This is a genomic window from Dyella sp. KRB-257 (assembly GCF_049445995.1).
In the GTDB taxonomy this organism is placed as follows: Bacteria; Pseudomonadota; Gammaproteobacteria; order Xanthomonadales; family Rhodanobacteraceae; genus Dyella_A.
This window is the reverse complement of sequence record NZ_JBMSDZ010000005.1, coordinates 200,762-220,226: the sequence shown is the minus strand read 5'-3', so window position 1 is coordinate 220,226 and position 19,465 is coordinate 200,762. Positions and strand designations below refer to the sequence as shown.

General features: G+C 65.3%; 22 protein-coding genes and 1 other RNA gene. 6 read left to right on the top strand and 17 right to left on the bottom strand.

The annotated features are described in order from the left end of the window. The first annotated feature begins 14 nt into the window (after positions 1–14). Positions 15–710, top strand: coding sequence for a 2OG-Fe(II) oxygenase (locus ACO2Q2_RS06045; protein ID WP_423254858.1), 696 nt, complete (start codon positions 15–17; stop codon positions 708–710). 6 nt (positions 711–716) lie between these two features. On the opposite strand, the gene dapB is transcribed toward ACO2Q2_RS06045, so the two are convergent. The 6 genes from dapB to hrcA form a co-directional block, all read right to left on the bottom strand. Then, the gene (dapB, locus tag ACO2Q2_RS06040; protein WP_423254857.1) at positions 717–1,517 is read right to left on the bottom strand and encodes a 4-hydroxy-tetrahydrodipicolinate reductase; all 801 of its coding nucleotides are present in this window, start codon (positions 1,515–1,517) and stop codon (positions 717–719) included. Positions 1,518–1,581: 64 nt separating this feature from the next. Then, positions 1,582–2,706 (bottom strand): molecular chaperone DnaJ, encoded by a 1,125-nt coding sequence (dnaJ, locus tag ACO2Q2_RS06035; protein WP_423254856.1) that lies wholly within the window; start codon positions 2,704–2,706, stop codon positions 1,582–1,584. Continuing rightward, positions 2,703–2,873 carry a hypothetical protein gene (locus ACO2Q2_RS06030; RefSeq protein ID WP_423254855.1) on the bottom strand — a complete coding sequence of 57 codons (171 nt, stop codon included), beginning with the start codon at positions 2,871–2,873 and terminating at the stop codon, positions 2,703–2,705. Before ACO2Q2_RS06030 ends, dnaJ begins: the two co-directional genes overlap by 4 nt. A 16-nt stretch (positions 2,874–2,889) precedes the next feature. After that, positions 2,890–4,812, bottom strand: coding sequence for a molecular chaperone DnaK (dnaK, locus tag ACO2Q2_RS06025; protein ID WP_423254854.1), 1,923 nt, complete (start codon positions 4,810–4,812; stop codon positions 2,890–2,892). Between the two features lie 126 nt (positions 4,813–4,938). Next, the gene (gene grpE, locus ACO2Q2_RS06020; protein ID WP_423254853.1) at positions 4,939–5,481 is read right to left on the bottom strand and encodes a nucleotide exchange factor GrpE; all 543 of its coding nucleotides are present in this window, start codon (positions 5,479–5,481) and stop codon (positions 4,939–4,941) included. Between the two features lie 81 nt (positions 5,482–5,562). Then, the gene (gene hrcA / locus ACO2Q2_RS06015) at positions 5,563–6,624 is read right to left on the bottom strand and encodes a heat-inducible transcriptional repressor HrcA (protein WP_423254852.1); all 1,062 of its coding nucleotides are present in this window, start codon (positions 6,622–6,624) and stop codon (positions 5,563–5,565) included. Between the two features lie 152 nt (positions 6,625–6,776). Between hrcA and recN the strand changes: the two genes are divergently transcribed. Next, a complete protein-coding gene (gene recN, locus ACO2Q2_RS06010; protein ID WP_423254851.1) occupies positions 6,777–8,450 on the top strand; it encodes a DNA repair protein RecN in 1,674 nt (557 codons plus the stop codon). Positions 8,451–8,504: 54 nt separating this feature from the next. Here recN and ACO2Q2_RS06005 read toward each other — a convergent pair whose 3' ends face one another. Continuing rightward, the gene (locus tag ACO2Q2_RS06005) at positions 8,505–9,140 is read right to left on the bottom strand and encodes a response regulator (protein ID WP_423254850.1); all 636 of its coding nucleotides are present in this window, start codon (positions 9,138–9,140) and stop codon (positions 8,505–8,507) included. 67 nt (positions 9,141–9,207) lie between these two features. Here ACO2Q2_RS06005 and ACO2Q2_RS06000 point away from each other — a divergent pair, with 67 nt between their 5' ends. Further along, complete coding sequence (locus tag ACO2Q2_RS06000) at positions 9,208–10,818, top strand: MASE1 domain-containing sensor histidine kinase (protein ID WP_423254876.1); 1,611 nt, start codon at positions 9,208–9,210, stop codon at positions 10,816–10,818. A 282-nt stretch (positions 10,819–11,100) separates the two neighbouring features. On the opposite strand, the gene fur is transcribed toward ACO2Q2_RS06000, so the two are convergent. Then, entirely contained in the window at positions 11,101–11,523 is a 423-nt protein-coding gene (gene fur / locus ACO2Q2_RS05995; protein ID WP_423254849.1) for a ferric iron uptake transcriptional regulator, read from the bottom strand. A gap of 74 nt (positions 11,524–11,597) precedes the next feature. On the opposite strand from fur, the gene ACO2Q2_RS05990 reads away from it, so the two are divergent. Next, positions 11,598–12,041, top strand: coding sequence for an outer membrane protein assembly factor BamE (locus ACO2Q2_RS05990; RefSeq protein WP_423254848.1), 444 nt, complete (start codon positions 11,598–11,600; stop codon positions 12,039–12,041). 3 nt (positions 12,042–12,044) lie between these two features. Here ACO2Q2_RS05990 and ACO2Q2_RS05985 read toward each other — a convergent pair whose 3' ends face one another. After that, positions 12,045–12,353 carry an RnfH family protein gene (locus ACO2Q2_RS05985; protein WP_423254847.1) on the bottom strand — a complete coding sequence of 103 codons (309 nt, stop codon included), beginning with the start codon at positions 12,351–12,353 and terminating at the stop codon, positions 12,045–12,047. Further along, complete coding sequence (locus ACO2Q2_RS05980) at positions 12,346–12,777, bottom strand: type II toxin-antitoxin system RatA family toxin (protein ID WP_423254846.1); 432 nt, start codon at positions 12,775–12,777, stop codon at positions 12,346–12,348. The genes ACO2Q2_RS05985 and ACO2Q2_RS05980 overlap by 8 nt, the downstream gene beginning before the upstream one ends. Before the next feature lie 84 nt (positions 12,778–12,861). Here ACO2Q2_RS05980 and smpB point away from each other — a divergent pair, with 84 nt between their 5' ends. Together smpB and ssrA are read left to right on the top strand one after the other, a co-directional pair. After that, on the top strand, positions 12,862–13,359 hold the full coding sequence (gene smpB / locus ACO2Q2_RS05975) for an SsrA-binding protein SmpB (protein WP_423254845.1): 498 nt from the start codon (positions 12,862–12,864) through the stop codon (positions 13,357–13,359). A gap of 108 nt (positions 13,360–13,467) precedes the next feature. Beyond that, positions 13,468–13,822: a transfer-messenger RNA gene (gene ssrA, locus ACO2Q2_RS05970) on the top strand. Positions 13,823–14,146: 324 nt separating this feature from the next. On the opposite strand, the gene ACO2Q2_RS05965 is transcribed toward ssrA, so the two are convergent. The 7 genes from ACO2Q2_RS05965 to ACO2Q2_RS05935 form a co-directional block, all read right to left on the bottom strand. Next, positions 14,147–15,241: a hypothetical protein gene (locus ACO2Q2_RS05965; RefSeq protein ID WP_077144379.1), complete on the bottom strand. Its 1,095-nt coding sequence runs from the start codon at positions 15,239–15,241 to the stop codon at positions 14,147–14,149. A gap of 172 nt (positions 15,242–15,413) precedes the next feature. Continuing rightward, positions 15,414–15,842: a LacI family transcriptional regulator gene (locus ACO2Q2_RS05960; RefSeq protein ID WP_213149016.1), complete on the bottom strand. Its 429-nt coding sequence runs from the start codon at positions 15,840–15,842 to the stop codon at positions 15,414–15,416. Next, positions 15,839–17,194 carry a recombinase family protein gene (locus ACO2Q2_RS05955; RefSeq protein ID WP_077144378.1) on the bottom strand — a complete coding sequence of 452 codons (1,356 nt, stop codon included), beginning with the start codon at positions 17,192–17,194 and terminating at the stop codon, positions 15,839–15,841. The genes ACO2Q2_RS05960 and ACO2Q2_RS05955 overlap by 4 nt, the downstream gene beginning before the upstream one ends. Beyond that, positions 17,191–17,688 carry a DUF2924 domain-containing protein gene (locus ACO2Q2_RS05950; protein ID WP_077144377.1) on the bottom strand — a complete coding sequence of 166 codons (498 nt, stop codon included), beginning with the start codon at positions 17,686–17,688 and terminating at the stop codon, positions 17,191–17,193. The genes ACO2Q2_RS05955 and ACO2Q2_RS05950 overlap by 4 nt, the downstream gene beginning before the upstream one ends. Continuing rightward, complete coding sequence (locus ACO2Q2_RS05945) at positions 17,685–17,903, bottom strand: hypothetical protein (RefSeq protein WP_077144376.1); 219 nt, start codon at positions 17,901–17,903, stop codon at positions 17,685–17,687. Before ACO2Q2_RS05945 ends, ACO2Q2_RS05950 begins: the two co-directional genes overlap by 4 nt. Before the next feature lie 131 nt (positions 17,904–18,034). Next, positions 18,035–18,928 (bottom strand): ImmA/IrrE family metallo-endopeptidase, encoded by an 894-nt coding sequence (locus ACO2Q2_RS05940; protein WP_423254844.1) that lies wholly within the window; start codon positions 18,926–18,928, stop codon positions 18,035–18,037. A gap of 17 nt (positions 18,929–18,945) precedes the next feature. Further along, the gene (locus ACO2Q2_RS05935; protein WP_236213217.1) at positions 18,946–19,266 is read right to left on the bottom strand and encodes a helix-turn-helix domain-containing protein; all 321 of its coding nucleotides are present in this window, start codon (positions 19,264–19,266) and stop codon (positions 18,946–18,948) included. Between the last annotated feature and the right edge of the window lie 199 nt (positions 19,267–19,465).

The window sequence follows — 19,465 nt, the reverse complement described above, 5'->3', positions numbered from 1 at the left end:
GAGATTTGCCGGCCATGAACGCTGTCGTGCTGCTCGATCCCGCCCGCCTCGACCGTCCGGATACCGAGGTTCGGCTTGAGCCGTTTCCGTTCATGATCGCTCACGGCCAGCTGCCGGACGACGCGCGCGCCGATCTGGAGCGTGACTTTCCGCGCTACACCAGCGCCGGATTCTTTCCGTATGACCCGACCGACTGCGGGCCGTCGATCAACGCGCTGATCGAACACCTCACCGCGGCGGATTTCGCCCATGCGGTGGGCATGCGCCTGGGAATCGAGAACCTGGGCCAGTACCCGACCCTGGTGACGCTGTGCCGCTCATTGAACAAGCGCCACGGCACCATCCACACCGACAGCCGATCGAAAATCGCCACCGCCCTGCTCTACCTCAACGCGCAGTGGCCCGACACCAGCGACGGCTGCCTGCGCTTTCTGCACCGCATCGACAACATCGACGACGTGGTGGTGCCGGAACTCAAGCCGCTGTTCGGCGAGTTCGCGGTGTTCAAGCGCTGCGAGAACTCCTTCCACGGCCACCTGCCCTACGAGGGCGAACGGCGGGTGATCCAGGTGGCGTGGTTGACCAGCGAAGAGGAGAAGCTGCGCAAGACCAGGCGCGGCAAGTTCTCGCGCGCGTTCAAGAAGCTGTTCGGCAAGCTCGATACCCGCCTCGGCGCCGGTCGCGCACGCGACGCCTCGCACCGCGACTGACGCCGTTCAGCGTCCGCTGCGCTCGGCCAGCATCGCATCCAGGCCGTAGGCGCCGGCCGGCTTGCCGGCCAGCCAGTGTGCCGCCTCGATCGCGCCGCGCGCGAAGATCGAGCGATCGGTCGCCCGATGCGACAGCTCCAGTCGTTCACCCTGCCCGATCAGCATGGCGGTGTGCTCGCCGACGATGTCGCCGCCGCGCACGACGGCGAAACCGATCGTCCCCGGCTGGCGCGGCCCGCTGCGCCCCTCGCGGGCATACACCGCCTGTGCGTCGAGCGAGACGCCGCGCGCCGCCGCCGCGGACTCGCCGAGCAGCAAGGCCGTGCCCGAGGGCGCGTCTTCCTTGCGCCCGTGATGGGCCTCGACGATCTCGAGATCCCAGTCGGCCAGTGCAGCCGAAGCTTCCCGCAACAGGCGCGCCAGCACGGCTATGCCGAGACTGAAGCTGGCCGACCGCAGCACCGCGATACGCACCGAGGCAGCGTCGATCCGCCGAGCCAGCTGGTCGCCGTATCCGGTGGTGCCGACGACCAGTGCGACGCCGTTCGCCTCGCAATGCGCCAGCGCGGAGGCAAGCCCGTCCGGGCCGCTGAAATCGATCACCACGTCGATCGGCCCGGTGGCCGACCAGTCATGGCTGAAACACAGCTGGCTGCCGTGGGCTACCGGCGCGCCCATCTCCGGCGCATCCGGCGCGGTGATGGCCGCCACCAGGGCAAAGCGGCGATCGCGGCGCAGCAGTTCCAGCAGCGCACGCCCCATGCGGCCGGTGGCGCCGTTGACGGCAACGCGAACGATCTCACCCATCTGTCCATCCCCTTTTACGTAACGATTGCCCCGGCATTGTGCCGCCGACGTTGCAACACGCGTGTCAGGAGGTGACGCGCGACCAGAACTGCTTGACGCCGTCGACCCAGTTCTTGGCCTGCGGCGTGTGCTTCTCCGCCTCGCAGCCGGCGAAGGTGGCTTCGAGCTGCTCGAACAACTCGCGCTGCTCGCGCGTCAGGCGCACCGGTGTCTCCACCACCACGCGGCAGATCAGGTCACCGTGGCGGCCGCTGCGCACCGACTTCACGCCGCGCCCGCGCAGGCGAAGCTGATGGCCGGTCTGCGTCTCCGGGGGGATCGTGATCTCCACCTCGCCCTCCAGCGTGGGCACCGCCAGCTGCGCACCGAGCGCGGCCTGCGAGAAGCGGATCGGCACTTCGCAATACAGGTCGTTGCCGTCGCGCTGGAAGATGGCGTGTTCGCGCACCCGCACTTCCACGTACAGGTCGCCAGACTCGGCGCCGGCCGGACCGGCCTCGCCCTGCCCGGCGAGGCGGATGCGATCGCCGTTGTCCACGCCCGCGGGAATGCGTACCGCCAGCTTGCGCGTCTCTTCCAGGCGTCCTTCGCCGTGGCAGTGCCTGCAGGGCCTCTCGATGGTCTGGCCGCTGCCGCCGCAGTGCGGACAGGCCTGCTGGATCGAGAAGATGCCGTTCTGCATGCGCACCCGGCCGTGGCCGCGACACGTACGGCACTGCACGGTCCGGCCGTCGGCCGAACCGGAGCCGTTGCAGTGGTGGCAATTCACCTGGGTCGGGATCTCAATGGTGCGCTCGATGCCGAACACCGCCTCTTCCAGATCGAGCTCCATGACGTAGCGCAGGTCGGCGCCTCGGCGGGGGCGCCCGCGTCCGCCGCCACCGCCGAAGATGTCGCCGAAAATGTCGCCGAAAATGTCTCCCATGTCGCCGAAGCCGGCGCCGCCGCGGCCGCCCATGCCGGCCTCGAAGGCGGCGTGGCCGTGCTGGTCGTACATGGCGCGCTTGTGCGCGTCGGAGAGCACCTCGTAGGCCTCCTTGGCCTCCTTGAACTTCTCCTGCGCGGTGGGATCGTCCGGGCAGCGGTCGGGGTGGTACTTCATCGCCAGCCGGCGAAAGGATTTCTTCAGCTCCGCCTCGGTGACGCTGCGCTCCACGCCCAGCACTTCGTAGTAGTCACGCTTGCTCATTGCTTGATCCGCGATTCGATGCGCCGGTCGGAGATGAACCAGATCGCGGCCACCGTGGCATAAAACAGACACGACACCCACGGCGCCACGAACGCCAGCAGGATGCCCAAAAGATACATGGCGGCGGCCCCATGCACGGCGACGGCCCGCACGCCCTTGCGGGGCATGCGGGCCGCAAGGCCCTTACTTCTTGTCGCCGTCCTTGACCTCGGTGAACTCGGCGTCCACCACGTCATCGGGCTGGGCCGAACCGCCGCCCGGTGCCGACTGCCCAGTGGCGTCGCCGCCGGCGGACTGCGCCGCCGCGTAGAGCGCCTGCGCGGCCTGCTCCAGCTTCTCGACCTTGGTCTCGATGGCGGCCTTGTCATCGCTATCCTTGGCCTTTTCCAGATCCGACAGTGCGCCTTCGATGGTCGACAGCTGGTCGGCCGGAATCTTGCCGCCGTGCTCCTTCAATGCGGTGCGGGTGGCGTGCACCAGCTGGTCGGCCTTGTTGCGGGTGGCGACGAGCTCGTGGAACTTGCGGTCCTCTTCCTTGTTCGCCTCGGCATCGGCGACCATCCGCTGGATCTCTTCCTCGGACAGGCCCGAGCCGGCCTTGATCTCGATCCTCTGCTCCTTGCCGGTCTTCTTGTCCTTGGCCGACACGTGCAGGATGCCGTTGGCATCGATGTCGAAGGTGACCTCGATCTGCGGTATGCCGCGTGGCGCCGGCTCGATGCCGGCAAGATCGAACTTGCCCAGCGACTTGTTGGCACTGGCGCGCTCGCGCTCGCCCTGCAGCACGTGCACGGTCACCGCGGTCTGGTTGTCGTCGGCGGTGGAGAAGGTCTGCGAGGCCTTGGTAGGCACCGTGGTGTTCTTCTCGATCAGCTTGGTCATCACGCCGCCCATCGTCTCGATGCCCAGCGACAGCGGAGTGACGTCGAGCAGCAGCACGTCCTTGACCGAACCGCCCAGCACGCCGCCCTGGATCGCCGCGCCCACGGCCACGGCCTCGTCCGGGTTGACGTCCTTGCGCGGCTCCTTGCCGAAGAAGTCCTTCACCGATTCCTGCACCTTGGGCATGCGGGTCTGGCCACCGACGAGGATCACCTCGTTAATGTCCGACACGCGCAGGCCGGCATCATTCAGCGCGGTGCGGCACGGCTCGATGGTGCGCTTGACCAGGTCGTCCACCAAGGATTCCAGCTTGGCGCGGGTCAGCTTGATGTTGAGGTGCTTGGGACCGGACGCGTCGGCCGTCACGTATGGCAGGTTGACGTCGGTCTGGTGGCTGGAGGACAGCTCGATCTTCGCCCGCTCGGCCGCATCCTTCAGGCGCTGCAGCGCCAGGGCGTCCTTGCGCAGGTCGATACCCTGCTCCTTCTGGAACTCCTCGACGAGGTAGTCGATGACGCGCATGTCGAAGTCCTCGCCGCCGAGGAAGGTGTCGCCGTTGGTGGCCAGCACCTCGAACTGCTTCTCGCCGTCGACTTCGGCGATCTCGATGATCGAGATGTCGAAGGTGCCGCCGCCGAGGTCGTAGACGGCGATCTTGCGGTCGCCGCCCTTCTTGTCCAGGCCGTAGGCCAGTGCGGCCGCGGTCGGCTCATTGATGATGCGCTTGACCTCGAGGCCAGCGATCCTGCCGGCGTCCTTGGTGGCCTGGCGCTGACTGTCATTGAAGTAGGCCGGCACCGTGATCACCGCCTCGGTGATGGTCTCGCCGAGATAGTCCTCGGCGGTCTTCTTCATCTTCATCAGTACCTTGGCCGAGATCTCCTGGGGTGCCATCTTCTTGCCGTCGGCGGTCTGCACCCAGGCGTCGCCGTTGTCGTGCGCCACGATGCCGTACGGCACGATGTGGAGATCCTTCTGCACCTCGGCGTCGGTGAACTTGCGGCCGATCAGGCGCTTCACCGCGTAGAAGGTGTTCTTCGGATTGGTCACGCTCTGGCGCTTGGCCGAGGCGCCCACCAGCACTTCGCCATCCTTGTTGAAGGCAACGATGGACGGCGTGGTGCGATCGCCCTCCGAGTTCTCGATGACCTTGACCGAGGTGCCGTCCATCACGGCGACGCACGAGTTGGTCGTGCCCAGGTCGATGCCGATGATCTTGCCCATGTCTATGCTCCGAATCTTCCGAGCGGCTCCGCGGCCGCGAACTGGTTTTCAGAATGGGGCCCGGCCTGGGCGATTCAATGCCGACGGACCCACGGGTTTGGCAGCTGTTGCGGTCGATTGCCCGGGTCAGTCCTGGGCTACCGCCACCAGCGCCGGTCGCAGCAGGCGGTCGTTGAGCACGTAGCCCTTCTGCAGCACGCTGACCACGGTGCCCGGCGCCTGCCCCGGCGCGGCGACCATGCTCACCGCGTGGTGGCGCTCCGGATCGAGCGGCTGGCCGAGCGGATCGACCTGAACCATGCCGTTGCTCTCGGCCACCTTGAGCAGGGACTTCAGCGTCAGGCTGATGCCCTCGCGGATCGCCGCGATGTCGCCGCCTTCCACCGCCAGGCCGCGCTCCAGGCTGTCGTACACCGGCAGCAGGTCGTTGAGCAGCTTCTCGTTGGCGAAGCGCCGCGCCTGATCCAGATCACGCTGTAGCCGGCGACGCTGGTTCTCCAGGTCGGCGCGCTCGCGCAGCACCGTCTCGCGCAGCTCGGCGTTGCTGGCCTCGAGCTCGGCGATGCGCGCCTCCAGGGCCGCGGTGTCGGCGGCGTCATCGGCCGCGGCATCGCGCGGCTGGACGTGTTCGCGGCCCTGTTCCGGCGCCTGCGGATCATTGTTCTGCATACATCCACTCCAACAGAAAACCCGGGCCGGCAAGACTTGCCGGCCACCGATATGTGCGGGGAACCCCGCCTCCCGGGGCGGTTATAGGGTCGTCGCGGCCCTATTCAAGGCGTCGCTGAGCAATCCGGCAGTGGCCTGCACCACGGGAATGACCCGCTCGTAGGCCATGCGGGTCGGGCCGATCACCCCGATCGCCCCGAGCACACGGCCCTGCGCGCCGTAACTGGCGGTGACCACGCTGCAGCCATCGAGCGCGGTAAAGCCCGACTCCTCGCCGATGAACAGTCGCACGCCCGGCGCGCGGGCGCACACCTCCATCAGCTGGAGCAGTTCGCTCTTCTTCTGGAACGCTTCGAACAGCTCACGCAGGCGGTCGAGGTCGGCCAGCTCCGCGTATGCCATCAGGTTGGTCTGGCCGCTGACCAGCACGTCCTCGCCCCCGGCGTGCGGCGTGAACGAGGCGGCGGCCAGCTCGACCGAGCTGGCCAGCAGCCGGTTGAGCTCGCTGCCCGCCTCGCGGATCTCGTGCAAGAGGTGGGCACGGATATCGTCCAGCCGCAGGCCGGCGAAATGGGCATTGAGGTAATTGGCCGCCTGTTCCAGTTCGCGCGCGTCCAGCGGCTTGGCCAGGCGCACGATGCGGTTCTGCACCTGGTTGTCGGAAAACACCAGCACCACCAGCACCTGGGCATCCGGCAGCGCCACGAAATCGATGTGGCGCAACGGGAAATCGCCCTGCCGCGGCACGCTGACGACGCCCGCGAAATGGGTCATCGCCGACAACAGCGTGGACACGTTGCCAAGCAGGTCGCGCGTGGTCGACGGCTGCGGCGGCAGCTCGCGCTTGAGCCGCGCCATGTCGTCGCGCGCCACCGGCTGCAGCTCGATCAGGCTGTCGACGAACAAACGCAGGCCGCGCGGCGTGGGGATGCGACCGGCCGAGGTATGCGGCGACACCACCAGGCCGGCCTCTTCCAGATCGGCCATGATGTTGCGGATCGTGGCCGGGCTCACGTCCAGCCCCGACGAGCGCGACAGCGTGCGCGAGCCCACGGGTTCGCCATCGGCCAGGTACTGTGCGATCAGCGTGCGCAGCAGCCGCCGGGCGCGGGCGTCGAGTTCGTGGCCGTGGAGAAGAGGCATGCGCTGTGGCAATCCTTGAGACAGGCAAGAAATAAGGTGTCGCGCCCTGCTTTGCAAGCCGGCTGCGCCAGACTGCCCCGTCCTGAGACGGGGCCTCGCCGGCACCGGCGGCGCTCCCTACAATCCCCGTACTCGCCAGACACCAGGCCACCATGCTCACTTCGCTTTACGTCCGACATTTCGCCGTCGTAGAAGAAGCCGAGATCACCCTCGGCCCCGGGCTGACCGTGGTCAGCGGGGAAACCGGCGCCGGCAAATCACTGCTGGTCGACGCGCTGATGCTGCTGGCCGGGTCGCGTGCCGACAGCGGCATGGTGCGTGCTGGCAGCGACCGCGCCGAGCTGGCCGCGGAATTCGACCTGGGCGACCTGTCCGAGGCGCGTGCCTGGCTGCAGCGCGAGGAACTGGACGACGGCGGCGCCTGCCAGTTGCGCCGCGTGATCCGCGCCGAGGGCAGCTCGCGCGCCTGGATCAACGGGCGTCCGGCCAACGCCAGCCAGCTCGGCGAGCTGGCCACGCTGCTGGTGGAAATCCACGGCCAGCACGAGCATCAGGCGTTGCTGTCGCGCACCCACCAGATGACCCTGCTGGATGCCTATGCCGGCCATGAGGAAACGCTGGGCCAGGTCCGCGAGCTGGCGGTGCAGTGGCGCGAGCTCGGTGCGCGCATCCGCAAGCTCAGCGGCGGCGATGATCGCGACCGGCGTCTGGAACTGCTGCGCCACGAAGTCGGCGAACTGGAAAAGTGGGCGCTGCCGGCGGCCGAACTGGCCGAGCTGGAAGCCTCGCACAAGCGCCTGGCCAATGCCGGGCGACTGGCCGAAGGCGCTTCCGGCGTGGTCGAACTGCTCGACGGCGACAGCGAATTCGCCCTGCGCCGCGCCCTGGGGCGGGCGCATGCGGAGCTGACCCGGCTGGCCGCGCTGGACGAGCGGCTCAATCCGCTGCTGGAACTGGTCGACAATGCCGGCATCCAGCTCAGCGAGGCCTCCGACGACCTGGCGCGCTATGCGCAGGACGTCGACCTGGACCCGGATCGCTTCGCCCAGGTGGACGCCCATCTCGCCCGCCTGCACGAACTTGGCCGCCGCCACCGCCTGCCGCCGGCCGAACTCCACGACAAGCTGCTGTCCATGCGCGAGGAACTGGCCGAACTCGAAGGAGCCGGCGAGGCGCTGCAGGCCCTGGCAGCGAAGCAACAGCGGCTGCGCGCCGACTACACCGAAGCGGCAGCCCGCCTGGGCCGGCAACGCCGCGCCGCCGCCGAACGCCTCGGCGGCGAGGTGAGCGCACTGATGGGCGAGCTGGGCATGGCCGGCGGCATATTGCGGGTCGAGCTGGAACCCCTGGACGGCGACGAGCCCGACCCACAAGGGCTTGAACGCTGCGAGCTGCTCGTCAGTGCCAATCCGGGCCAGCCGCCGCGGCCACTGCGCAAGGTGGCCTCGGGCGGCGAGCTGGCGCGCATCAGCCTCGCCATCGAGGTAGCCACGCTGGGCAAGGACAGCGTGGGCACCATGGTCTTCGACGAGGTCGATGCCGGCATCGGCGGGGCGGTCGCCGAAGTGGTCGGACAGAAGCTGCGCGCGCTGGGCGCCACCCGCCAGGTGCTGTGCGTCACCCACCTGCCCCAGGTCGCCGCGCAGGGGCATGCCCACCTGCTGGTCAGCAAGCACAGCGACGAGGCTTCCACCCACACCCGCATCGAGACACTGGACGCCAACGGCCGCCGCGCCGAGCTTGCCCGCATGCTCGGTGGCCTGGAGATCACCCAGGCCACCCGCGCCCACGCCAGGCAGATGCTGGAACGCGCGCAGGCCGGCTGAACTCGGAGGCCGAGAAAAATTCGACCGCTGCAGGCGGGCGATTCTTTCTCGGCCTCAGCCGGGACCCTGCAGCAGGCCGCGCTCGGCGGCCATGCGATAGAGATCGAGTTCCGAACCGGCGCCGAGCTTGCCCATCAGGCTGCCGCGGTGGATGTAGACCGTCTTCTGGCCGATGCCCAGCTCGGCCGCCACCTGCTTGGGGGCCCGGCCGGCCGCGAGCAGCAGGAACACCTCGCGCTCGCGGGCGGTCAGGCGCTGGATCGGATCAAGCGCCTCGGCCGGCCGCTCGGCGCGGCGACGACGCAGGTCGGAGCTGAGATAGCACTCGCCGTTCATCACGGCACGCAGCCCGGCCACCAGTTCCTCCGGTGCCACGCCCTTGGTCACGTAGCCGCTGGCGCCACGGCGCAGCGCCTCGGACACATACGGCTCGCCGTCGTGCATGCTCAATACCACGATGCGACTGGACGGCGACACGCTCAGCAGGTGCTCGATCAGCGGCAGACCGCTGCCATCGGGCAGGGACAGATCCAGCGCCACCAGGTCCGGCGCGCGCCGGTTGACGGCGTCGACCGCATCGTCGGCACAGCGGCATTCCGCGACCACTTCAAGATCCGGCTCCATCTCGATCAGACGCTTGAATCCCTCGCGCACGATGGCGTGGTCATCGACCAGAACGATGCTGTACATGCCTATCTCCTGGCCGCGATGCGGCCGGCCTCATCCCGCCAAAGCATCGCACATGTACCATGCGCCGATGCGGACCCAGACCACCCGTCTCCTCACTTCAGGCCCGTTTCTCGGCGCGTGTTACCTGATGGCGTGGCTGGCGTTGTGGCCGACCGAACAACCTTACTGGATGCTGCCCTTCGGGCTGCGCTTCGGCGCACTGCTGCTTACCCCGACCCGACAATGGCCGTGGCTGCTGGGACTCGAGTTGGGCGCCAGCGCCATGCTGGAAATCCACCGCGATGCCGCCATGGGGTGGCTGGGTTTTCTGCTGGGCGATCTGCCCGACCCGCTGATCGTGGCCACCGGACTGTGGCTGCTGCGCAAGGCCAACCTGCACCCGAGCCTGCGCGTGCCCGAGGACGTCACGCGCCTGCTGCTCTCGGCGGTGCTCATCGTGACGGCGACCACCGCCATCGATGCCGCGCTGCTGGCCCTGATGCACCAGACCGCTCCGTCTACCCCGATGGTGGAGGCGCTCGGCCTGGACCTGCTGAGCAATTATCTCGGCGTACTGCTGATCGTCCCGGTGATGATCATGCTGGCGCGCGCGCGCCCTGCCCGCCGGATGTTGGCGCACCTGATCATGGACGGTCTGCTGGTGATGCTGCCGTCGATGGCAATCCTGCTGATGCTGTCCCAGCACGCCGCACCGCAACCGCAGTTCGCGCGTGTGCTGTCGCTCGCGCCGGTGATGTTCTTTGCCTTCCGGCACGGTTGGCGCGGCGCCAGCCTGGCCATGCTCACCACCAGTATCGGCATGAGCCTGGTGGATGGCGTCGTGGGCCAATCGATGCCCAGCGCCTCCGGCTACCTGTTCCTCGCGGTGGCAGGCACGGGCGCCCTGATGCTCGGCTCGGCCACCGATGCCCTGCGCCGCAGCAGCGAACGGGTCGCCGAGCAGAATGTCTACCTGGCCGCAGTAAACCGTCGGCTCGACCAGCTTGCGCGCCAACTGCGCGATGCCGCACGCGGCAACCTGCAGGCCGAGGAAAGCCAGCGGCGCTACATGGCCGCCGAACTCCACGACGAGCTGGGGCAGAACATCACCGCCATCCAGACCCACATCAAGCTGGCCCAGGACCGCCTGAAGTCGGTCGGCATGGAGGATGTGGGCCATTCGGTCAATACCATCCTGGGGCACATGCGGCGGGCCCTGCACCGCCTGCTCGACGACCTGCGGCCGGCCGTGCTGGACGAGTTCGGCCTGCTTCGCGCCCTGGAGGAAGGCCCGATCCGCGACCTGCTCGATGCCGCCGGCATCGTCTACGTGACGGACATGTACGGCGATCCCCGCCTGCTCGACGACGACACGCGCACGGCGATCTACCGTCTGGCGCAGGAAAGCGCCACCAATACCGTCAAGCATGCGCAGGCGAAACATTTCCGGTTGCGGCTGCGCATCGGCGAGCGCCATGGTGCGCCGCTGGCCCTGCTTGACATCCGCGACGATGGCGTTGGGTTGCCCAAAACCGTCCCCCGCGGCGGCCGTGGTCTGCAAGGCATGCGCGACCGGGTCACCTCGCTGGGCGGGTTGTTCCGCCTGCGGCAATCGTCCTCGGGCGTTCACCTGCGCATCTTGCTGCGTGGCAGCAATCCGCCCTCTCCCAAATCGGCGCCCTCCATACGCTTGACCTAGGAATTTTTCCAATACACGGTTCGTGAAGGCTTCGTTAGGATCATGCCCATCGATGTGGGGGAGCCGCCATCGCAAGATGGCGTGCCGAAGTCACCGTGGGGACGGTGACTTCGAAGGGTGGCAGGGATGGCCGCTCGGCCGGTACCAACGGGGTTCAGGGTCAACGCGAGCAATTCGCCCTTGATCCGGACGCCACCTGGTAACGGATAAACCGTGGGTGGACAGGAGTCCTCCTGCGGTTTTTTTTGCCCCAAATCCGTCGACTGGGCCCAGGCTGCTCTGCTAGACCAGCTTGCGGGCGCCCTTGGGCCGTACGTAGAGTACCAGACTGTGGTCTTCCAGCTCGTAACCGTGCCTGGCAGCAATCTCCTTTTGCAGCCGCTCGATCTCCTCGCTGACGAACTCGATCACCTTTCCGCTGTCCACATCGATCATATGGTCGTGATGCTTGCCGCGATCGAGCTCGTAGACCGCCTGGCCGCCCTCGAAGTTGTGCTTCATCAGGATCCCGGCGGCCTCGAACTGGGTCAGCACGCGGTAGACGGTGGCCAGCCCGATGTCCTCCTGGGAGGCGAGCAGTTTTCGGTAAATGTCCTCCGCGGAGAGGTGCTGGACGCCCTCCTCCTCGAAGATCTGCAGGATGCGCATGCGCGGGTGCGTGACCTTGAGCCCTGCCTTGCGCAGCTCCCGGGTTTCCTGATCCATTGCAAGCTCCACGCGCGGTTATCCAAGGCCGTTAGTGTATCATCCACCACCTTTACGTTCGGGACGCAACACGCATGCAAAAACTGATTCGCACGCTGGGTTTCGCCACGCTGGCGCTGTCCCTGGCCAGTTGCCGCCTTGTGTATACCCCCGACGTGCAGCAGGGCAACATCCTCACCAAGGAAGCGGTTTCGCAGCTGAAGCCCGGCATGACCAAGCGTCAGGTTCTCGTCCTCATGGGTTCCCCCTCGGTCGCCAGCCCGTTCGACCAGGACCGCTGGGACTACGTCTCCACCCAGCAGCATCGCGGCGGCGAGATCAAGGTGCGCACCTTCACCCTCACCTTCAACAACGACACGCTGGTGCGCACCGAAGGCAACTTCTTTGCGCAGGACGATCAGCAACTGCTGAACGACACCAAGAAGTACAAGGTGAATTATCCCGTCAACGAAACCCGCGGCGACAAAAGCGGCTCGCCCCCGGACGCGAGCGCCGGCGACAAGCCCTCGGGTGAGTGAGCTTCATCCATCCGCGGATCGGCGCGGATACGCGGCACGCCGGCGGCGGGCCTCCTTCGGATCCAGCTGCAGCGGCGGATAGATTTCCAACCGGTCCCCGTCGCGCAGAACATCGCCAGGCTCGATACGCCGGGAAAAGACGCCAAGCGGCCACCCTTGCAAGGCGTCCACCGGCCACCCCTCCGACCGCACGGCACGGGCCAACGCGTCGGCGGCCGTCGAACCGGCCGGCAAATGCAGCAGGCAGCGAAGCACACCCCCCGGGCGGGGCCATGCCAGTTCGATTCGGATGCCGTCGTCGCACTCAGCCATGGATGCGCTTCGCCTCGCGGCTGAAATCCTCGACCATGCGACCGGCGAGCCCCTGGAAACCGAGCTTCACAGCGCTGGCGCCGAGCCATCCGGCGTAGTCGATGTCCAGCGCGAATTCGATCTTGCATCCGCTGTCGCCCAACGCGGTAAACGACCACACGCCTTCCAGGCTGCGGAACGGGCCATCGACCAGGCTCATCTGCAGGCGATGCGGACGATCGAGCGTGTTGCGGGTGGTGAAGCTCTGGTTGAAGCCAGCCATCTTGAGATCGAGGCGCGCCACCAGCATGTTCTCCCCGCGTTCGAGAACCTGCGAGCCGGAACACCAGGCAAAGCGCTTGGGGTATGCTTCGACATCGTTGACCAGATCGAACATCTGCGCGGGCGTATACGGCACCAGCGCGCTGCGGCGAATCTCGATCACGGTAGCCTCTTCAAGAAAACATCCAGGTACGGCCCGATATGCGGCCAAGCCGGCACAGGGCAAGCGCCCGGAAGTCTAGCGGACATGGCCAAGAGCAAGGACAAGGACAAGGACACCAAGGGCGGCGGCACCATCGCGCTCAACAAGCGCGCACGCTTCGAGTACCACATTGACCAGCGCTACGAGGCGGGCATCGCCCTGCAGGGCTGGGAGCTGAAGGCGCTGCGCGCTGGGCGCATCCATTTCGGCGAGAGCTTCGCCATGATCCGCGATGGCGAGATCTTCCTGCACGGTGCATCGATCCCGCCGCTGATCAGCGCCTCCACCCACGTCATCGCCGAAGACCGCCGCACCCGCAAGCTGCTGCTGCACAAGCACGAGATCGACCAGCTGATCGGCGCGGTTGAACGCAAGGGCTACACCATCGTGCCCACCGCCATGTACTGGAAGGGCAACAAGGTGAAGGTCGAGGTCGGGGTGGCGCGCGGCAAGCAGGAGCACGACAAGCGCGATACCGAGAAAGAGCGCGACTGGCAGCGCGAAAAGCAGCGCACGATGAACGCGCACAATCGCCACGGCTGAGCGACGAAGGCTGAACAGGGTGCACTCGCGCCGCGCGGCCGGTGCGGCCGCTCATTGATGTCCGCGAAGCCGGCACCATATACTTCGTCGGCTGTCACAAGTTGCCCCGGGGGTGTCCTGGCTTCGACGGGGGTAGTGAGATGGCTTGATGCATGCCGAGGGGGCAGCTTTCCTCGTTAATCCAGCAGCAAACTCATAGTTGCCAACGACGACAACTACGCTCTCGCCGCTTAAGGCGTAAGCCCCGAACCCACTTGTGCTCGTGCTCGTCGGTGTAGGGTCATTATCACGGGATCGCCAAAGACTGCCGCCTGTCGGTCCTAGGTCAAATCAAGCAGGCTGGTTTCGCGGTGCGCCTTGCTCATCGTGCTTGTCGCGGAACGAGATCGAACGTTGAGCTACGCATGTAGATTCAGGCGTTGAACACCTTCGGACGCGGGTTCGACTCCCGCCACCTCCACCAATACTTAAGCCCCAACTGTTATCAGTTGGGGCTTTTTCTTGTCTATTTGCGCCAGTTCCCGCGTGTTGTTGGGGGTTCCTGCGGAAGCCTGCGGACTTCGCCGGCCGCCCGAATTGGCCGTTCCGGGCCACATTCCACTCTCTCCTGGCCATTCCTCGCTCCGACCTCGCTCCCTGGAACTGGCCCGAAGTCCGCAAAGGCCGCAACGCAGGCCCATACAGATCAAAGGGTTACGCGCGGACGAATCAAGCGGTTGGATTGCAGCATTGGCTACCGGAGTGGGCAAACGTCCCTAGCGCAAAGCCAGCAGTCTTACCGTGCGTTCTATTCGATCTGGTCAAACAGTTTCTGCGCAGCGAGCCTGGCAGCGGCGTCTTGCGCCGGAGCAAGCGGTTCAAGATCTACCCCGTCACGACCTGCGACATAGGCTGGACCGCCGACGTCATCGTCGTAGTCCGAACCGTCCTCGTTGATGGCGTAGTGCGCGTCCCGAGTCAGATCCGTTCCGACCAACTGCGAGAGATACACCCACGTCCAGCATCGCTGTAGGTCACCTTGATCGTGTTCCTCAATGAGCTGGAGCATGGCGTCCGTATCTCCCCTCTCGGCAGCCAGCGTCAGCCAATGCTTGGCGTCTGAAGTGCGGCCCATGCGTTCTGCGATCGCCGCAATCGCTGCTGGGTCAGCATCGACGCCGTGGCGCGACTGCTCGAAGAAGGACGGATCGTCAAATCGATCCGCCAAGTCGAGAAGTGCATCCTGATTCCCCAGTCGACTGGCCTCCCTCAGGTGCCGCGAGTACTTCTCGGCTTGAGCGAGACGAGCCTCGTGGGCTTCGGCCCACTCCTTTTCCACCCCCGTCAGGACACGGCCCTGCTGCCCCTGGGAGTACCAATAGGAACTTCCAGCGTCCGGGTCGTCTTCATCGTCAGGGGCGTGTATCAGCGCCAGCGCGTAGTGAGCCAGGGCATTGCCCTTACTAGCCGCCGCAGCCAATCCATCTAGAAGGATCGGTCCGAACGCCTCGTCGGTAGGGTCGAATAGCTCATCCTCGTCGTATTCGAGCTCTTCGTCTTGGCTGGACGACTCCCCTCTCAGGCGACTGACCAATGACGAGATGCTGGCGACACCGATCTGGCGCTCTGCCAAGAAAGATTCCAACGCCGACGACGCCAGAATCACGGTGTCAGGTTGATACCCAAGCTCGATGCAACGCCGCTTGATGAGCGCACTTTGCGGGACCACCCGCCGGTCGTTCTGGCGAAGCTCCGTGAGCACAGTGTCAACGCCAAACGCGGCGTGAGAGTTGAAGCCGAAGGAAGCTGCCAACAGCTCGTAGACGTGGGCTCGCTTGAATGAGCCACCAGTGCTGGCCTGAAGGTGCTGCTGCGCGGAATACGCGAGTTCTTTGATTGTCATGACAAACCTTTCCTCAATGCCACGCCGATTTCGGGTCAGGCGCACACGTTTAAGTCCCCGACGACGAGGCTCAAAGAGAGGTTTTCAGTGACAGTGAGGCAACGCCTTTTTTTACTCGTGTGCAAGTAAGGTGGGCACCTGGGGCAATTTTACCCCTGTGCCCCCGCTCGGTCTACATGAGCCTGGCCCGCTGTTCATCCCACAGCGCTGGCGGATCAACCGCCAGATCAAACAGCGTGACGTGGTTCGGCAATACGTCGTCCAGGATGGCGGCCACGATGTCGGGGGCCAGCGTGGTCAGGTTGACCATCCGGCTGACGTAGCTGTTGTCGATTCCTTCCCGCGTAGCGATCTCCTTCAAGGACTTCGCCTCTCCTGACTCCAGCATCGCCAGCCAGCGGTGGCCCCTGGCCAGCGCCAGTTGGATGGAGGTCGGTGCTACGTCCCACGGTCTAACCGGCGCGGTTTCGCCGTTTGGCAAGGTGACCAGCTTGCGGCCGCTGCGGCGTTTGATCTGGATCGGCACGGACAAGGTCAGCCTGCCGTCGCTGGTCTGCAGGATGTCGGGCTCGCCTGTCTTCTGGATGCGGATGTCGCTCATGCCAGTGCTTCCACTTGTTGCTCGACCGGCTCGGGGCGCAGCTCCAGCACCAAGCGTTCGATGCCATTTGCGCGAAGCCGCACTTCGAGGTCGTTGGGTGACACGATGACTTTCTCGACCAGCAGTTTCACGATCCGGGTCTGCTCGGCCGGGAAAAGTTGATCCCAAATCGCGTCGAGCCGGGTCATGGCCACGGTGATCTTCGCCTCGTCCAAGGTTGGATCGAGCTTGATCGCCTGCGGCAGCATGTCGCCGAGTAGATTCGGGGCACGCAGGATCGCGCGCAGTTGGTCGAGTACCGCCGACTCGAGTTCGGCGGCCGGCAAGCGCGGCAGGCCTGAGGCGCCCGCGTGCTCCTTGGCGTCACGCTGAGGCACGTAGTACCGGTACCGACGGCCATTCTTCTTGGTCGTGTGCCACGGCGACAGTGCTCGACCATCGTTGCCGAACACGATGCCCTTGAGCAGATACGCCACGGTTGCCCGAGTCGCGTTGCCTCGCACCCGGCCATTGGTGGCCAGGATCGCGTGGACGCTATCCCACAGTTCGCGGCTGATGATGGGCGGGTGCTCCGCCTGGTACCACTGGTCCTTGTGCCGCAACTCGCCAAGGTAGGTCCGGTTGCTGAGGAGCTTGTAGATGTGGCCCTTGTCGATCGGCCTGCCCTCGCGGGTCTTGCCGTCTTGCGTGGTCCACGCCTTCGACGTCACGCCATCCAGTTTCAGCTCCTTGACCAGCGCCGTACTGGAGCCGAGTTCAACGAAGCGCTGGAATATGTGCCGGATCAGTTTGGCCTCGCGTTCGTTGGGCACCAGTCGGCGGTTCTCGACGTCGTAGCCCAGCGGTGGCACGCCGCCCATCCACATGCCCTTGCGCTTGCTGGCTGCGATCTTGTCGCGGATGCGTTCGCCGGTGACCTCGCGCTCGAACTGGGCGAAGGACAGCAGGATGTTCAGCATCAACCGACCCATCGAGGTCGTCGTGTTGAACTGCTGGGTGACCGACACGAACGACACGCCGTAGCGCTCGAACACCTCGACCATCTTGGAGAAGTCCGCCAGGCTGCGCGTAAGGCGATCGATCTTGTAGATGACGACCACGTCGATCTTGCCGGCCTCGATGTCCGCCATCATGCGGCGCAGCGCCGGACGTTCCATGTTGCCGCCCGAGAAGGCGGGATCGTCGTAGTCGTCGGCTACTGGAATCCAGCCCTCGGCGCGCTGGCTGGCGATGTAGGCATGACCGGCGTCGCGCTGGGCATCGATGGAGTTGTATTCCTGGTCGAGTCCTTCGTCGGTGGACTTGCGCGTATAGACCGCGCAGCGCATGCGGCGCTTCAAAACGTCGCTCATCGTCCACCTCGCTTCTTGGTGGACGGCTTGGTCTTGGCATTGGATGGCGGCCTGAGCCCAAAGAACAACGGCCCCGACCAGCGCATGCCAGTGATCTCACGGGCGATCATCGAGAGGCTCGGGAACATGCGGCCGTGGAAGTCGTAATGGCCATCGGCGGTTGCGATCACCCGGTACTCGACGCCTTTGTATTCTCGGACCAGCACAGTGCCGGCGGCCGGACGGTAATCGCGGTCGCGCTTTTTCACCTTGCCGGTTTCCACCAGGGATTCGATGCGGCGCTGATTGCGATCCAGCAGGTTCGCGTCGACTTTGCGGAACTCTGCCTCCTGCAGCCGGTAGGCAATGCGGCGTTCTAGGAACTGGCGGTTGTGGGTGGGCGTGTCGCCGCCGACCAACTTCTGCCAGAGGGCCCGGATCTCTGCCATGGGTAACTCGGGCAACCTGGCGATTTGTGCTGCCACCGATGGCGGCGTTGAAAATGACGTGCTCATTTGGACTCCGTAGTTGTCTTGTTGACGGGGTCTGAATGAACGCGCTGGTTGCCAGATAAGCCAAGCTCAAACTCGCTCGCTTCGGCGATGTGTGCGGACTGTTCTGCACCGCTGATACGCAGACGGGCCAGGCCGTTGGCCAGCAGTGACGCGATCTCGTGGCGACGCTGCTCCGGCGTCATCCGCTCGGGCGGTAGATGGTTGATTTGATGCATGGGTAGCAGTCCTTTCCGTCAAAATCACATGCAGTGAAATTGTCCGGATGGACCGCCGCCGACACCATGAGGGAGTTTCGGACGCGTGCGGGCTGGTGCGGGTTGGCGCGAAAACTGAAGCGCGGTAACGCCTACTTTCTAACCGGATACTGGCCGTTGCGGATGAACCGGTCGTAGGTGTCTTCCTCCGGCTCCTCGTCGTCGTGGCGCGCTCCCTGCCACTCGGCTTCAGGCAGCAGTAGCAAGGTCAGGGTGTAGTCGTATTGGCCGGCAACCCTGATCATTTCATTGACCTGCATGCTCTCCGGTTCGCGTGGAAACCAGAGCTGCGCCTGTGCCGTCTGTTGCTGGCTGCCGACCCAGCCGTTGTTGCTGTGCGCCAGCGCATCACCCGGCAGTTCGATGGTGTTCCTGCGGGTCGCAAAGTAGGCGCCAGACTTCAGCGCCGCCTTGTTCGACTTGGCCCACAGCATGTGATCGTCGCGACTGGCCACGAGCACCGCTCGTTTGGGTGCAATCTCGGTCCAGCGCAAGGCGGCGGCCGTGAGCGATACACCATAGCGGTCTGCGCAGTGGCCCAGCAGATCGAAGCTGATCGGCTGGCCGTCGACTTGGCGCCGGAAGTCGTCCAGCGGCATCAGCAGGGTCGAAGCAAACAAGTCCGCCTCTGCCTCGATGTCGCGCTCGTTGTTGTCTCCCGTTTCGATGTCGCCGTCGCCGCACTCGAAAATGTCCTGCTGGTGACGGTGAAGGATGTAGTGACCGAACTCATGCGCAATCGTGAAGCGCTTGCGACCCTCCGACGGGGTGGCACTGTTGTAGAGGACCAGCCACTTCGACCGCGACTTATTGGCTTTCAGCAGACCATCGAAACCGTCGAGATCTTCGCCCTGGACCTTGTCGATCGGCGAGTCTGAGAAGCACTGGCGGGAATACTCCAGCGCCAGCTCATCAACCTTGACCGGAAAGCGATCCGCACCGAGAACCGTGTTGAGCATGGACGAGATGCGATTGGCCTCGGCCATGGGCTTCTTCGCATCCGTCATTCATCTTCCCAGGCATCGAGGATCTTGCGGATCTTCTTCTTGTCCGGCTCCGACATGGTTTTGTACTTGCGGAAGAAGGCCTCATCGAGCACTTGCTCGTCCGGCGTGGCGGCCGACTCGGTCAACAGGAACTCCGTGGTGACATCGAGGACGGCGGCGATCTTGCCGATCTTGTCGGCCGATGGTTTCGGATCGTCCTTGTTCTCCAGCTCCCAGATGTAGCTCTTGCTGGAGTCCGTCAGCTCGGCCAACTGCTCCAGGCTGAGCTTCTTCTGCTTCCGCAATGCGCGGATCTTGTCCCCCAGGGGCGATGGCACCGTTATCTCCTCATGTGTTCGCGTCAGGCCGAAAATAATACCACTACGCCGAACGAATTCGTACCTGCTTGACAAACCCCTAACCCCTCCGAGACAATCACAATCGTTCGGTACACCGAACGCCATCGGTCTGCACACCCCAACAAGAAGAAGGGGCCGTCGGGGCTGATACCAAGCCAATCCAAACCTTTGAGGGGTA